At 56.6% G+C, this 14,658-nt stretch carries 12 protein-coding genes and 1 tRNA gene; 5 read left to right on the top strand and 8 right to left on the bottom strand.

Translation table 11 applies throughout. From position 1 onward, the window contains the following. Positions 1 to 90 precede the first annotated feature (90 nt). From OZX70_RS03260 to OZX70_RS03250, 3 genes are all read left to right on the top strand, one after another. Entirely contained in the window at positions 91 to 2,061 is a 1,971-nt protein-coding gene (locus OZX70_RS03260) for an FAD-binding protein (protein ID WP_277181805.1), read from the top strand. Between the two features lie 167 nt (positions 2,062 to 2,228). Further along, on the top strand, positions 2,229 to 3,251 hold the full coding sequence (locus OZX70_RS03255) for a 2Fe-2S iron-sulfur cluster-binding protein (protein ID WP_277181804.1): 1,023 nt from the start codon (positions 2,229 to 2,231) through the stop codon (positions 3,249 to 3,251). A 213-nt stretch (positions 3,252 to 3,464) separates the two neighbouring features. Then, positions 3,465 to 4,109, top strand: a complete 645-nt coding sequence (locus OZX70_RS03250; protein WP_277181803.1) for a methyltransferase — start codon at positions 3,465 to 3,467, stop codon at positions 4,107 to 4,109. Between the two features lie 6 nt (positions 4,110 to 4,115). Here the strand turns inward: OZX70_RS03250 and OZX70_RS03245 are convergent, their stop codons facing one another. Further along, positions 4,116 to 5,126, bottom strand: coding sequence for a TIGR00730 family Rossman fold protein (locus tag OZX70_RS03245; protein ID WP_348519436.1), 1,011 nt, complete (start codon positions 5,124 to 5,126; stop codon positions 4,116 to 4,118). 135 nt (positions 5,127 to 5,261) lie between these two features. On the opposite strand from OZX70_RS03245, the gene OZX70_RS03240 reads away from it, so the two are divergent. After that, complete coding sequence (locus OZX70_RS03240) at positions 5,262 to 6,749, top strand: DUF6287 domain-containing protein (protein ID WP_277181802.1); 1,488 nt, start codon at positions 5,262 to 5,264, stop codon at positions 6,747 to 6,749. Between the two features lie 87 nt (positions 6,750 to 6,836). On the opposite strand, the gene OZX70_RS03235 is transcribed toward OZX70_RS03240, so the two are convergent. The 6 genes from OZX70_RS03235 to OZX70_RS03210 all read right to left on the bottom strand — a co-directional run bounded on the left by OZX70_RS03235 (position 6,837) and on the right by OZX70_RS03210 (position 12,740). Continuing rightward, the gene (locus OZX70_RS03235; RefSeq protein ID WP_277181801.1) at positions 6,837 to 8,075 is read right to left on the bottom strand and encodes a macrolide family glycosyltransferase; all 1,239 of its coding nucleotides are present in this window, start codon (positions 8,073 to 8,075) and stop codon (positions 6,837 to 6,839) included. A 215-nt stretch (positions 8,076 to 8,290) separates the two neighbouring features. Continuing rightward, a tRNA-Arg gene (locus OZX70_RS03230) sits at positions 8,291 to 8,364 on the bottom strand. A gap of 115 nt (positions 8,365 to 8,479) precedes the next feature. Next, on the bottom strand, positions 8,480 to 9,901 hold the full coding sequence (clpX, locus tag OZX70_RS03225; RefSeq protein ID WP_277181800.1) for an ATP-dependent Clp protease ATP-binding subunit ClpX: 1,422 nt from the start codon (positions 9,899 to 9,901) through the stop codon (positions 8,480 to 8,482). Positions 9,902 to 10,071: 170 nt separating this feature from the next. After that, on the bottom strand, positions 10,072 to 10,743 hold the full coding sequence (locus OZX70_RS03220) for an ATP-dependent Clp protease proteolytic subunit (protein WP_277146508.1): 672 nt from the start codon (positions 10,741 to 10,743) through the stop codon (positions 10,072 to 10,074). 5 nt (positions 10,744 to 10,748) lie between these two features. Beyond that, positions 10,749 to 11,372 (bottom strand): ATP-dependent Clp protease proteolytic subunit, encoded by a 624-nt coding sequence (locus OZX70_RS03215; protein WP_277181799.1) that lies wholly within the window; start codon positions 11,370 to 11,372, stop codon positions 10,749 to 10,751. A gap of 51 nt (positions 11,373 to 11,423) precedes the next feature. After that, positions 11,424 to 12,740, bottom strand: coding sequence for a chloride channel protein (locus OZX70_RS03210; RefSeq protein WP_277181798.1), 1,317 nt, complete (start codon positions 12,738 to 12,740; stop codon positions 11,424 to 11,426). Between the two features lie 251 nt (positions 12,741 to 12,991). Between OZX70_RS03210 and OZX70_RS03205 the strand changes: the two genes are divergently transcribed. Beyond that, entirely contained in the window at positions 12,992 to 13,267 is a 276-nt protein-coding gene (locus OZX70_RS03205; RefSeq protein ID WP_277181796.1) for a hypothetical protein, read from the top strand. On the opposite strand, the gene tig is transcribed toward OZX70_RS03205, so the two are convergent. Further along, positions 13,242 to 14,633 carry a trigger factor gene (gene tig / locus OZX70_RS03200; RefSeq protein WP_277181795.1) on the bottom strand — a complete coding sequence of 464 codons (1,392 nt, stop codon included), beginning with the start codon at positions 14,631 to 14,633 and terminating at the stop codon, positions 13,242 to 13,244. The genes OZX70_RS03205 and tig overlap by 26 nt on opposite strands. Positions 14,634 to 14,658 lie beyond the last annotated feature (25 nt).

Below are 14,658 nucleotides of genomic sequence, written 5' to 3'. Positions count from 1 at the left end.
CCCATGGTACGAGCGCCCACCCACAAGGGAAGAGCTCACCTACCTCGTTCCTGCACATGCTCTTGCTGGCCTTGTGCCATAATCGGGGGTATGGGTCCAGAGCAAGTTGAAGACATGTATGATGCGGTGATCATCGGAGCAGGTGCGGCCGGATTGTCGGCGGCATTGGGAATTTTACGAACCGATGCAGTCAAGGAGATGAAGGCTCAAGGCCGCAATCCGAAGCTTTTGGTCATCTCGAAACTGCAGGCACTGCGCTCGCACACCGGCTCCGCTGAAGGCGGCATCGCGGCGAGCCTCGGCAACATCGAGCACGATGACTGGCACTGGCATTATTACGACACCGTCAAAGGCGGCGATTGGCTGGCCGATCAGGACGCGGTCAAAATACTGGCACAATATGCTCCACAGACCGTGGTCAACCTCGAGCGCAGCGGCGTGGCGTTTTCGCGCACCAAGGACGGACATATCGCCCAGCGCAAGTTCGGGGGACACACCAAGGATTACGGCAAGGCTCCAATCAAGCGCGCGGCCTACGCAGCCGACCGTATCGGCCATCAGATTCTTTACGCGCTCTGGCAGCAGTGCATCGGCGAAGGCGTGCAGTTCGCCGAGGAATGGTACGTCACCGACTTGGTCTTGAACGACAGGAAAGACAAGGCCTGTGGCGTAGTAGCGTTTGATACCCATACTGGCACAACGCACGCTATCGCCTCCCGTAACGTCCTCATGGCGACGGGCGGCGCCGGACGTCTGTTCCATACGACTTCAAACTCATGGGATCTGACCGGCGACGGCATGGCGTTGGCGCTGAAAGCCGGTTTGCAGCTTGAGGATTCGGAATTCGTGCAATTCCACCCCACAGGGCTGGCACACACCGGTATTCTGCTTTCCGAGGCCTCACGCGGTGAAGGCGGCATCCTGCGCAATGCCGACGGCGAGGCGTTCATGGCTCGTTACGCTCCGGGACATAAGGATTTGGCGGCACGAGATGTGGTCAGCCGTTCCATCATGACCGAAGTCGACGCCGGCCGCGGTGTGACCGATCCCAAGGACCCGAACGGTCCCAAGGATTGCGTCTGGCTTGACATGACGGGAATCGACAAGGTGCATATGCAGGAAGTACTGCCCCAAGTGGTCGAAACAATCCAAGACTACGCAGGACTCGACCCAAGCAAGGACTGGGTGGCCGTGAAACCCACAGCGCATTACACCATGGGCGGCATCCCCATCACCACCGACGGCGAGGTCTATCGTTGGGAAGACGATGAACGCCATATCGTGCGTGGGCTTTATGCAGCCGGTGAATGTTCCTGCGTCAGCGTTCATGGGGCGAATCGTCTAGGCGGCAACAGTTTGCTCGATGCATGCCTCTTCGGCACACGTGCCGGCGAATCCATCGCACAGAGCATTGTCAACGAAGAAAGCGCTACTTCCAAGACTGACGAACAATCCTCAGACACCGAAAATCAGGATGCCACGCAACTGGCAGCAGAAAAACGCCAACGGTCAGTCAAAACCTTATTGCTGCCATCTGCAGATGACAATTCTGCCACCGAGGCCACTGACAACGATGAAAACGCTTCATCGTTAGTAGACCACGCCGCTGACCAGATCGATTCATCCTCTGCAAAAAACACAACCAGGAACGAACCGAACGCACACACAGACAACCCCTACCAACTGCTGGCCGACCTCGGAACGACCATGGAGCACGCGGTCGCAGTGAGGTGCGACGCCTCCAGCATCGCCAAGGCGCAGCAGACCATCACCGACGAGCTGCTTCCCCGCGCCAAAAACCTGCGAACCCATTCGGATGCCACTGCGTTCAATCAGGAGCTGATGACAATATGGGAGGTCAACAATCTCATCGAACTGGCACAGGCCATGCTTGACGCTTCCGCCGCACGTCACGAATCCCGCGGAGCGTTCGCCCGCACCGATTTCCCGGACCGTGACGACGAACATTTTCTGGTTCACTCCATGGCCGACACTAGTGGCAAAGTGTCTTGGCAGCCGGTTCATATCGTTGACATGCCGCCAAAATCACGCGCATATTAGAATTAACTTGGCAAAATATGGGTCAGCGGCAAGCAGCCGATGCGACAGAATTCCATTTGTGATGGATGAACAATACAACGAATAACAATTCACCACAGATGGATGACACAACAGGCCACAGTTTGTGGCAAACTAGCAAACGAAAGCAGACAACGAAGGCAGCGGCAATGAGCGAAGATGTAATGCATGGCATGAATGCGGTCATACGAATCCAACGATTCACACCGTCACCGGAACGCGAGCATCACCGCCGTCATTCCTCCAGTCCCTTCGGCGGCAAGGCGCGTGGCGGCAGTCCATTCGGATCCTCGCTATCGCGTCGTCGCATCCGCGGCAAGCATTTCACCCAGGATTACACCATCGAAATACTCCCTGGCCAGACCGTGCTCGACTGTCTGCTCAGCATCAAGCGCAATATCGACCCGACACTGGCGTTCAGGTATTCCTGCGGCCACGGTATCTGTGGCTCCGATGCGGTGTCCATCAATGGCACCCCGACGCTGCTGTGCACTGCCAAAATCGAGGATTACGCGAAGCCGAAATCAAATCAAAACGGTAATGGCGATGCTATCGATGACAAGGGGTTTCGAACAACCAAATCTGCAGAAAACGCCGCAAACAACAGCGCTTCAAGCACCGATTCCGGCGATTCCAACAGTTCCGACAATGCCGATGAATCAAACGAATCGCCCATTAATCAGCCAAGCCCATCAGACCTCGGCATCATCGAGATCGCGCCTCTACCTGGATTCCCCGTACTGCGCGACCTCATCGTCGACATCGACCAAATGATGAACCAAATCAAAAAGCTCGAGCCATATTTGAAGGCGGACGACAAGTTAGCCACCACCAAAGATGGCAAAATCGACATGTTCGAATACCTACAAAATCCCGAGGAACTCAAACGCTATGAACTTTTGAGCAATTGCATCTCGTGCGGGGTGTGCGAAGGAAGCTGCCCGGTCTACGCCGGCGGCGAGGCGTTCATCGGCCCGGCAGCGTTGATTGCCCAATCACGCTTTATCAACGATTCACGCGACAACGCCACCAACGAACGGCTCGATGCCATCGCCACCGCCGACGGCATTACGGCCTGCCAATCAGTTCGCGCCTGCAGCCGCGAATGCCCACGGGGCATCGATGTCGGCGAAGAGATGTGGAAGCTGACCGAACGGGTCAAAAACAGGTAAAACCAATCCTGCACCGCCGTTATACCGAAACAAACGATTTCATGATTAAGAGATCAGTTCAGCACGTTTTAATAAGCACAATAATATAAAATATTAAGTTTTATCGTCTTATCACCCCTTCCGTTAGGCTTTGGCGATTGCTAGCCGTATCATGAAAACCAGTAATCGGTGGCCGCTATACGCGACAAAACAGCAGAAGTACAGGGTGGAATCATGAGCAAGACAGCATATACGAGTATGGCCAAGGTTTGGGAAATGGCCGAAAATCACGCACTCAACCTCGAAAGCGACGTGCTTCGCAAGGCACGCGCCGATGCCGAAAAGGCCAAGCTTCCGCAAGGTTCCGCGGCACAGGCCAATCTGTTGCGCTTCATCACCTGCACACTCAACGCCACCTCCATCATCAGCATCGGCACCGGATCGATCGTCGAAGCCTTGCAATTGGTGGCAGGCCTGGGCGGTGCCGGACAGCTGACGGCGGTCGATTCCTCGGCCCGAGGCATCACGATGATCCGCAGCCTTTTCGCCGATATCTCCGATTGCGCGGAAAACCGCACCACACTGCGTGCCGTCAACACCTCCCCGACCGTGTTCCTACCCCGCCTCAACGCCGGCACCTACGACCTCATCGTTGTCTCCGGAGTCGCTTCGAACTATGAACCTTCCTTCGTCGAAGCGGCGAACCTCCTGAAAGTCGGGGGCCGTATCATCTTCACCGACATGTCGGGCCTGGCCTACCCAAGCGATGGCAAGGCAGAAGCCGTGCAGTCCCTGCTTACCAACGTCGAAGACGACGAACGCTTCGAGCAGACGTTGACCCCGACAGGCACCGGCATGCTTATCGCCGTCAAACGCTGAAATTAGCTATTTCGTCATCCCGCCTATTGCCAGCCGCACCGCTTCCTCGGGATCATCGGTGAACTGGACCTTCTTCAAATCCTCTTTTGAAATCAGCCCACGGTCGAACATCGGCCCCTGAACCCAGTCGAACAGGCCCTTCCAATACTGCGTATCGAACAGCACCACCGGCTTGGGAGAGGTTTTGCCGGTCTGTACCAGCGTCAAAATCTCGAACATCTCATCGAGTGTGCCAAACCCGCCTGGGCAGACGATCAGCGCCGAGGAGTATTTAACGAACATCATCTTGCGCACGAAGAAGTAACGGAAGTTCATCCCGAGGTTCACCCATTGGTTGAGTCCTTCCTCATGCGGCAGCTCGATGCCGAGCCCGACCGAGACACCGCCGGCTTCGGCAGCCCCTCGGTTGGCGGCCTCCATGATGCCCGGCCCGCCGCCGGTAATGACGGTAATCCCGTTTTGCGCAGCCATCTCACCCATACGCATGGCCTGACGGTATTCCGGTTCGCTCTCTTTGACCCGAGCCGAGCCGAACACGCACAATGCACGACCCAAGTCCGCGAGCGCATCGAAGCCTTCCACAAATTCCGATTGAATACGAAGCACGCGCCACGGGTCACCATGCCGCCAATCCTTGCCGCCACGGGCTTTTGCAGCGCGTAAAGCCGCATCAGAGCCAGTTTTGCCAGCAACTTGATTAATCGATCCCGCCTTCAAAGCCGTATCGCTTTTATCGGCTCCCACTGCCGCATCGGCACTATCATCATCGTCGCCTGGAAAAGCCAGCAACGCCTGGTCTGGGGTCTGCTCGGGAATCATCGACCCGCGCATCAGCACGGACCCGCTACGATGCGTCTCCCAAGAGCGCACGTCAGCCGTATAATCGGCCGAATTATTAGTATTCCCGGCGCCATCAACCGTACCAATCACGCCGTTGTCGCCATTTTCGCCGTCATCTTTTCCGGCCACCTGCCCACTGTTCGCACCGATAGTGTTGTCGGTTTCGTCCGCCATCATTATGTCCCCTACCTTTATATCCGCTTCTTTCCTCCGCACCTGCAGAACGCAACACAAATACGATTCCGTCCATATGCTATTGTCCTAAGCAGGAGAAGGCTTCAATACTGTCATTGAAGCAGAAAGGGACGCCAAATGAGCGGCAATCAGTCTTTCAATCAGTCAGGTGCGAATCCGCCATATCCCGCTCCCGCCAACAACGCGACTTATAACGCGCCGACGAGTAGCATTCCTCCGCTCCCCACCAACGTTCCCCTCCCCAGCGGTATGCAGCTCCAGCCCAACGGCGGCGCAATGCCGGCGAAACCACACAAAGGCAAAACGACCAAGATTGTTATCATCGCAGCCGTGGTCGTCGTACTGGCGGCCATCGCCGCGGGTGGTTTTTATTATTTCTCCTCGAATTCCCACGATGCCGCGGTTTCGCAGTATGGCAAGGCGGTCAATCATCTTGCGGACACGAAATCGGATTTGAGATCGGCCATCAAACGCGCCAACAGCGATACCGAAGATATCCACAAAGGCCAGGTCAAGAATCCCGATCTGCTTGATGATTATCGGAAAACATTGAAAACATCCCGGAATCTTTCCGACGCCAAGGCCACTAAGACCATTGCGGACACCTCCAGCGCTTCGACCAAGGACCTGAAACAGGCAATTCAATCGCTCAACGACTTGTCAGGCAAGATCAGTGACAGCGCCAACGACATCAGCGATATAGCCAAGAAACTGGTCGATTCCAAAAAAGATGCCGACGACGTACTCAAACCAATCGAACGCGAGGTGAGCGCCGCCGAAAAGCAGAAAAAGGCCAACGACGAAGAAGCCTCAAACAGCGGCATCGACTTGTCGGAAATCAAACGCGGCGATTATTCCAGCCTCGACGGCACCTGGACCAACTCGGGCGGGGCTTGGATGAAAATCTCGAACGGCGAGGTGACCCCTCAAAATCCGGTAGCTGGCAGCAATCCACCATATCAACTCGCCGACTGTCCGGGAACCACTCACGATTATTGCTTCTCCCCTGGCAAATTGCCGTCCTCACATTACCAACTGTTGCAAAGAGGCGCCTTGCAGGATTTCCACGGCGAAGAGGTCAATCAGCAATACAGCATCGTCATCGTGCCAAAAAACGTGTCACTCTACAACGCATCGTATGACTCGAATGATGTAGGCGGCGATCCGACGGATTCATCGCGCGACCGAATCATTCCCTCGGCTGGCCCCGCTATCAATCAGGGCCAGACACCATTCTGCGGCGATTCCGGATGCGCCTATTATCGCAGCGACGGCGGCGAGTCCTCCCAGTCCTCAAAGCGGAAGCTCAAAAGCAAAGTCGATGCAGCCAATCACGACATCGCCAACATGGACGAGGAATGGGAGGAAGAGGCGAAAGCCAACTTCCAATGCCGCGTCGACGTGGTCAACGGGGCACAGAAAAGCTGCCGGTCGACCAGCAACGATGACGAGAACTCGGACGATGCCGACACCAGCGACACCGATACCAGTGCTTATCTCGAGCCCGATACCGACCGCAATCGTCTTTCGCTTTTGACATCCATCAGGCCAAGCAACGTAGAAAACATGGATTCGAATCATCAGCTTGCGAGCGTCACGCGCTGAGAGCTGCAGTTCGTGGATTAATTCTTCTTATTGCGACACTTGTTGTTTGGTGACGCATATAGGTTGAGCTGCCATGTTTAAGATGAATCAGTTAGATTGTTCCGTCAACAACTCGTCAAGGTCTTTGACGAATTGTGCGTTGCCGCCGGCTTCGTGCATGTCATGGCTCATCGCCTTGACACGTTCGGCGGTTTCCTTGCTGGACATGACTTTAGTTGCGGCACCATAAAGCGATTGCGCCGAAATCGATCGCTTATCAAGACTCAGACCCAAGCCAAGTTCCACAAGTCTTGCCGCGACCGTCGGCTGGTCGTCTGCCATGGGTACCGCAACCAATGGCACGCCGTAATACAAAGCTTCATTGACGCTGTTCATGCCACCGTGGGTCAGAAATACCGAAGCCTTGCGCAGCACGGAAAGCTGGTCCACCGATTCGTAGATATGGATATTACCAGGAATCTCGCCCAACTTGCCACGCTCGAAATTATGCCCGACAGACAGGATGACCGTGACGTCTTTGCCGCCGAACGCGCCGACAACAGCACGGTAGAACGGCAGGAACGTATTGAAAATGGTGCCAAGCGAAGCATAGATAATCGGCTTGTCGGCGCTCTGCTCGAGAACTGCCGCCAAATCAGCGCTCGGCTTCTGGTCCTTTCTGCCGTCTAGCGAAGGACCAATGAACCGATACTGATTGCGCGGGAAAGAACCGCCGTCAATCTGGAACGAACGCGAGGTATACGTGTAGGTCAGCGTCGGCGGGTTATCGACCATCTCGCTGATGAAATCCTCAGTCTCCATCAGTCCCCTGCGCCGCGTGCTTGACGACATCAGGCGCAGAAACTTTTTGCTACGCAACACCGAGGTCAGATGGAAGCCCTTGCTCGCGCCGGCGAGCCGGTTGAGAATGTCGCGGTTATAACAGAACGTCGAATAAAGACGGATTGAGGGAAGGCCCAGTTTATCCGCCAATGCCTTGCCGGAAACCAGCAGACCTTCATACAGAAATGCATCGAAATGGGACTCACGACCGACCCGCAATACCGTATTGTCGGCCTTTTCAGGCGCCTGAATCGTCCGTTCAAACTTGCCGGGATTGGCAGAATAGCCGTCGTAGGGAACAAACGTCGCCCCTGACGCTTGCACCTGCTGCTCCCACCTTGGATCACAGATATAGGTGACATCCCAACCGTCAGCCACCAGCGCACGAACCGTGGCCAGCGTCGGATTGATATGCCCCTGATACGGCATGCACGCCATCAGCAGGTTGCCGCGGGTAGGCTGTTTCGGCTCCACTTCCTTGGCTGGTTTTCCCGATGCGCTCATGCGTATTTTCTTTCTCTCATTGAAACGTCCATTGTCAGCAATAACTTCTTCATCGTAGCATTACTGGGTTCAGTAGACATCATGATTCTAAATTAAAAATCCGAAACTTAGACTCGATTAATGCTTTTCTCACTGATTTGTAATACATCATTTCTGCGCAGTGCGTTGAGAGAAACAAAAATCCACAGAACCTTGCGACCCTGCGGATTAATCTGTGCGCACGGCAGGATTCGAACCTGTAACCTGCTGATCCGTAGTCAGCTGCTCTAATCCATTGGGCTACGTGCGCAGTGTCAAGAACCTTGTTTTTGACAACTCATCTAATATAACGTTTCGTCTCGATTCCCGCAAGCCAGGCGTGTCGCGCGGGTATCTGCGCTGGTTGCTTGCAGTAATACATCTACTTATCCGAACGCATGTATCTTGCCACGTCTAGGCGAACGGCCAGAAGAAGCCGACGAAACCACCATCTTCGGCACACCTTCGCCACTGACGGCGGAAGCGTCGACGATGACCTGCTGCACATCATTCATTTCCGGCAGTTGGAACATCGTTTCCTCGAGCGTCTTTTCGATGATAGAACGCAGTCCGCGGGCACCAGTACCTTCCCTGATGGCCTTGGCTGCGATAGCGGCGACGGCCTGGTCGGTGAACGAAAGTTTAACCCCGTCGACGGCAAAAAGCTTGCGATATTGCTTGACCAACGCATTGGCCGGATGCACGAGGATGTCGCGCAAGTCCTGTTCAGTGAGCTCGTCAAGCACACTGACCACCGGCAGACGCCCGATGAACTCCGGCAACAATCCAAAATCACCCAAATCGTCGGCGTCGACCTGCCGCAACAGGTCGGCCTTGCTCTCATCCCGCTCGTCAAAGGTCGCTGTGAAACCGCTCTCACGCGCCCCGAGCCGTTTGCGCACGATGGCGTCGAGACCGACGAACGCACCGCCGCAGATGAAGAGGATGTCACGAGTATCCATTTTGACGGTGTTCTGATCGCGGTGCTTGCGCGTGCCCTCCCCCTCCAGGGGCACCGAGGCGATGGTGCCTTCGAGGATCTTCAGCAACGCCTGCTGCACACCCTCACCGCTTACATCGCGCGTGAGCGAGGCGCTTTCGCCGCTTTTGCGCGCGATCTTGTCGATCTCATCGATATAGACGATGCCGTGTTGGGCGCGATCCACGTCGCCGTCCGCCGCCTGCAGAAGCCGTTGTAGCACGCTTTCCACGTCGTCGCCGATATATCCGGCCTCGGTCAAGGTGGTGGCGTCGACGATGACGAATGGCACGTTCATCACGCGGGCAAGCGTCTGGGCCAGATATGTTTTGCCGACGCCGGTCGGGCCAAGCAAGAGAATATTAGATTTGGCCACTTGCACATCCGCCAGCGAATCGGAGACGGATTTACCGGAACGTTTGACAGGACCCGTCTTGGCACCCTCCGCGACACCAGCCTTCCGCAACGCACCCGATGCGGCGGCGGCCTTGCCCATGCCGGCCCCAGAACCATGAGAACCCTCGCCCATCTCCATGTTGACGCGTTTGTAATGGTTGTAGACGGCTACGGAAAGGGTGCGCTTGGCTTGTGGCTGGCCGACGACATATTGGTCGAGATAGGCATAGATCTCGGAAGGCTTAGGTAGATTCAGCGCATTGATCTTGACGTCCTTGTCGTTGTCGTCGTTGATCAGGTCGACGCATTGGGCGATGCACTCGTCGCAGATCGCCGCACCCTGACCGGTGACGAGCTTGCGCACCTGTCGTTCGCTTTTGCCGCAGAATCCGCAGCGCGGGACGGAGTCGTTATAATCCACCACGTCGCCCATACCTTCTCCTTACCGCGTCAGGCACTTTCAATTGAGCCTTGTGTTACAGCCGTTTGCTCGCCGTCCTTTTCGGCGATGGCATCCGGTTACGACGATACCCCTCACGCGCGAACGCAAGGGGTATCGTCTTTATTTTTACGTAAATCTACACGGCAATCCGCGGCAAACCACTACTTGCGGTTGGCGAGCACTTCGTCGACCATGCCGTATTCCTTGGCCTCCGGTGCCGTCAGGAAGGTATCGACCTCAATGTCCTTGCGGATACGCTCGGCGGACTGGCCGGTGTGCTTGGCCAGCGTGTTCTCGAGCCATTCGCGCATACGCAGCATCTCCTTGGCCTGGATCTCGATCTCGGTGGCCTTGCCGGCCCCTTGGTCGATTGCCGGCTGATGGATCAAGACGCGGGCGTTGGGCAGCATCAGGCGTTTGCCCTTGGTGCCGGCGGCAAGAATCACCGCGGCGGCCGAGGCTGCCTGACCGAGACAGACGGTCTGCACGTCCGGCTTGATGTATTGCATCGTGTCGTAGATGGCCGTCATCGCGGTCATCGAGCCGCCGGGCGAGTTGATGTACATCATCACGTCGCGGTTCGGGTCCTGGCTTTCCAGAACGAGCAGCTGGGCCATGATGTCGTCGGCCGACGTGTCGTCGACCTGCACGCCCATGAAGATGATGCGGTCTTCGAACAGGCGGCTGTAGGCGTCCTGCGTCTTCATGCCGTAGGGCGTCTTCTCGCTGAACTGCGGCATCACGTAACGGCTCTCGGGCCTGAACCCGGCCACACCGCGCGGGCCGGCGAGACGCTCAGCGCGAGCTACAAACTTCGCTTCTTCACTTGCCATATTGTTCACTCCCCTGCCTTCGCCGTACGCATGCTGCCCGGCGTGGTCACGATCTTGTCGAAGAATCCGTAATCCAACGCCTGCTGGGCAGTAAACCAGTGGTCGTACTCGTTGTCGCGGTAGATCTCTTCCAAGGTATGGCCGGTCTGGTCGGCGGTGAGCTGCGACATGGTCTTCTTCATATCCATGATCAGCTCGGCGTTGATGCGTACATCGGTAGCGGTGCCGCCAATGCCGCCAGAAGGCTGATGCATCAAGATTCGCGTGTGCGAAGTAGCGAAACGCTTGCCCTTGGTACCGCTGGAAAGCAGGAACTGGGCCATGGACGCGGCCATGCCGACGGCTACCGTCGCCACGTCGGGCTCGATCAGCTGCATGGTGTCGTAGATGGCCATGCCTGCGGTCACGGAACCGCCGGGCGAGTTGATGTAGAGCCAGATATCCTTCTTCGGGTCCTCGGCCGCGAGCATCAGCATCTGTGCGCAAATGACGTTGGCATTGGAATCCTTGACCTCGTCGCCAAGCCAGATGATGCGTTCCTTGAGCAATCTATTGAAAATCGGATCCGTCATGGTGGGGGCCGAATCCCCCTCATCCATGGACGGCATTGATGTCAGCAATCCTGCCACCGTATCTCCTTGATATTCACGTTTTATTACCGTTAACGATATTACCCGCACTTATACGACACTTCTTCTGGTTTTGCGCTCAGCGCTGGAAACCCGACGTTTCAGGGCATCTAGGAAAGTCTTGGAAACCAAGGCCGAAACCACGACGCCGATGCCAACTGGTATGAAAAACGCTATCGGCGCACGGGTCAGCTCCATCACCAGACACATCGCCATCAGCGGCGCCTGCTGGGAAGCAGCCAACAGTGCGGTGGCCCCCACGAGAGCGCACGCGGTGATCGTGTCATGGGGACTGACCAATACCCATGCAAAACCGAGCAGCGCACCAAGGGTTGCGCCAAGGGAGATACCAGGTTGCAATACGCCACCCGACGCGCCTGCACGGATAGTACCCAGTGTCAATACGGCTTTCGCAACCAACAGAGCCAGTAGAACCGGTATCAGGCTGCCTGCCTTGCCTGCCACGCAGGCAAAAGCGTATTGTGCCACCGAACGCCCATTGCCCATGATCTGCGGCAGCCATATCGCGACGACACCCGTCGCCAAGGCTGCCAACGGCATCATCCAGAGAATGCCGGCACCTTTGGGTTTGTTTCCCTCGGCCCACTGCGAGCCTTTCCTGAACATCGCCCCGGCCATGCCGCAGATTATTCCGGCAAGTACGGCAAAGAGGGACAGGCTCCACGTCGGTACCACGGCCTTGCCCATCGCGGCCATCCCATAGAACGTGTCACGCCCACGAATCATCGAGGCGACATAAGCGGAGACCACGGAAGTGCCCAGAGCTATGCCTACGGTTTCGATACTGACATCGGCCAGAAGAATCTCAATGGCAAAGAACGCGCCTGCAAGAGGAGCGTCATAGACTCCGGCCAGTCCGGCTGCAGCGGCACAGGCCACGACGATCTTCTGGTCCCTCTCGTCTAAATGGACCAAACCAGAGAACCGCTGCCCGAGCATCGCCCCGAACTCGCGCGGCGCGACCTCACGGCCAACCGACGAGCCTGCGCCGACGATGAAAATCTGAAGCAGCACGTGCACCGTGGTCTGCCAAACCGGCATGCGCTCACCCGCCACAGCCTTCTTGACCGACGGCACCTTGGTGGTCTTGGTTCGCAACAGCCACCAGACAACTGCCGCAAAAATCGACCCGCCGACAATCGAAGCGATACGTCGCCATGCCGCCACCTGATAGGGGCTCGGGTCCTGCGGATTCTCGACATACCCCAGCATCAGTCGTTCGACACCGCTCAGCATCAGACCGAGCAACCCGGAGCTCACGCCGACGACGGCGCCGAGCAGGAATATCACGGCAGCAATCACGCCCAATCGCTTCAATCCGCTGTCGTTACCGTTCTTTTGTTCCACCAGTACTTCTGACTTTCCGTAACAATCCATATGGGCACGTTGTGGCGCCTACGACTTTGATATCTGAAACCAATATAATCGCGGCGGAGAAAATGAACACATTAGCATCTCGAATATGGTCGGTTGAGATTATCTCTATCGAAAATCAATCCTATTCCATTCGAGACAGCGCCTCGTACCTCCACAAATCGCATCATCGAAATTCGTTCCCAGCCCAATTCATCATTATGGCCGCTTCTTGGCGCACCAAGATGGCAGAAAAAAGCAGATTGGAGCCGAATTCTTCCATTTTTGGGGCTCTTTGCGCACCAAGAACCCCAAAAATCGTCACTTTAATCACAATTCTTAGGAAAAAAGCCATCTTGGCGCGCCAAGAAGCACATAAAAGCAACATTGGCCGTTATTTAAACGTTGCATCACTGTTGAACGATGAAAAAGGGAGCCGGGACAAAACCCGAACTCCCTTTAGAGTCTTTTTGGAGATTAATCGCTACCGCGATTTCACTCAGCCTTGTCTTGATCGCTAAGTTCGTCAGCGACGGCGGCAGCGGCGGACGCGGCCTCGACGCTTTCGTTCTCTTCGGCATCTTCGACGGCCTCGTCAACGGCTTCATCCTCACCGAGGAACGGGGTCAGGTCAAGATCCTTGCCGTCGCAGGTGAACTTGACGGCGCGCATGCCGGCAAGCAGACCCTTGGAACGACCGACTTCCTGAACGGCGGAGCCAAGCTGGCCGTTCTGGACGATGGCGTTGATGAAAGCGCTCGGATCCATGCCGTACTGCTGGGCGATGGAGGCAAGGAAGTTGGTGACATCGGCCTGGGAGACCTTGACGTCGAGCTGCTCAGCCAAGGTGTCGAGCACAATCTGGTCCTGAAGTTCCTTGTCGGCGGCCTCTTCGGCTTCCTTCTTCTGCTCGTCGGTGGCCTTCTCTGGGTCGGCGGTGACCTGCTTCAAACGCTCTTCGACCATGTCCTTGCGAACGCCTTCGGGCAGCGGAATCTCCACGTCCTTCTTCAGGGCGTCGAGGAACGCGTCACGGGCTTCGTTGGCCTGACGACCTTCACTGTCACGCTCACACTGCTTGCGAATGTCGGCCTTAAGCTCGTCCAAAGTGTCGAACTCGGAGGCTTCCTGAGCAAAGTCGTCGTCAAGCTTCGGCAGCTCTTCGGCCTTTACGGAATTGACCTTGACCTTGATCTGGGCCTTCTCGCCTTCGTGGTCGCCGCTTTCGAGCGTGCCTTCGAAGGTGGTCTCTTCGCCTGCGGACAGGCCGTCAAGCGCTTCGTCGATGCCGTCGAGCAGCTTGCCACTGCCGAGCTCGTAGCTCACGCCTTCCTGGGAATCGACGGACTCGCCGTCAATCTGTGCGTCGAGGTCAATGTTGGCGAAATCGCCCTTCTTGGCGGGACGATCGACGCCCACGAGGGTACCGAAACGCTGACGAAGGTTGTCAAGACGCTTGTCAACGTCCTCATCGGTGACCTCGGTCTTTGCAACCTCAAGGGTCATGCCGTCGAGCTTCGGAAGCTCGATTTCGGGGCGGCGCTCGACGGTGGCGATGAACTTCACCTTGGTGTCGTCCTTCTCGCTGGTCGGCAGTTCCTTGACATCGAGCTCGGGCTGAGCCATCGGGCGAATCTTCTTCTCCTCGAGAGCCTTGGAGTAGAGCTCCGGGACGGCGGCATTGACGGCCTCACCGGCGACGGCACCGAAGCCGACGCGCTGGTCGATGATCTTTCCGGGCACGTGGCCCTTGCGGAAGCCCGGGACGCTAATCTGCTTGGCGATCTCCTTGCGGGCCTGATCAAGATACGGGTCGAACTCTTCCGGGTCGACGGTGACGGTGAGCTTCACCTTGGTGGGCTCGAGATTCCTCACGCTGATTTTCACGCTAGTGCTCCTGACGATAATTCCT

The sequence above is a fragment of the Bifidobacterium sp. ESL0732 genome, from assembly GCF_029395535.1.
In the GTDB taxonomy this organism is placed as follows: domain Bacteria; phylum Actinomycetota; class Actinomycetes; order Actinomycetales; family Bifidobacteriaceae; genus Bifidobacterium.
This window is presented reverse-complemented; position numbering and strand designations above follow the sequence as displayed.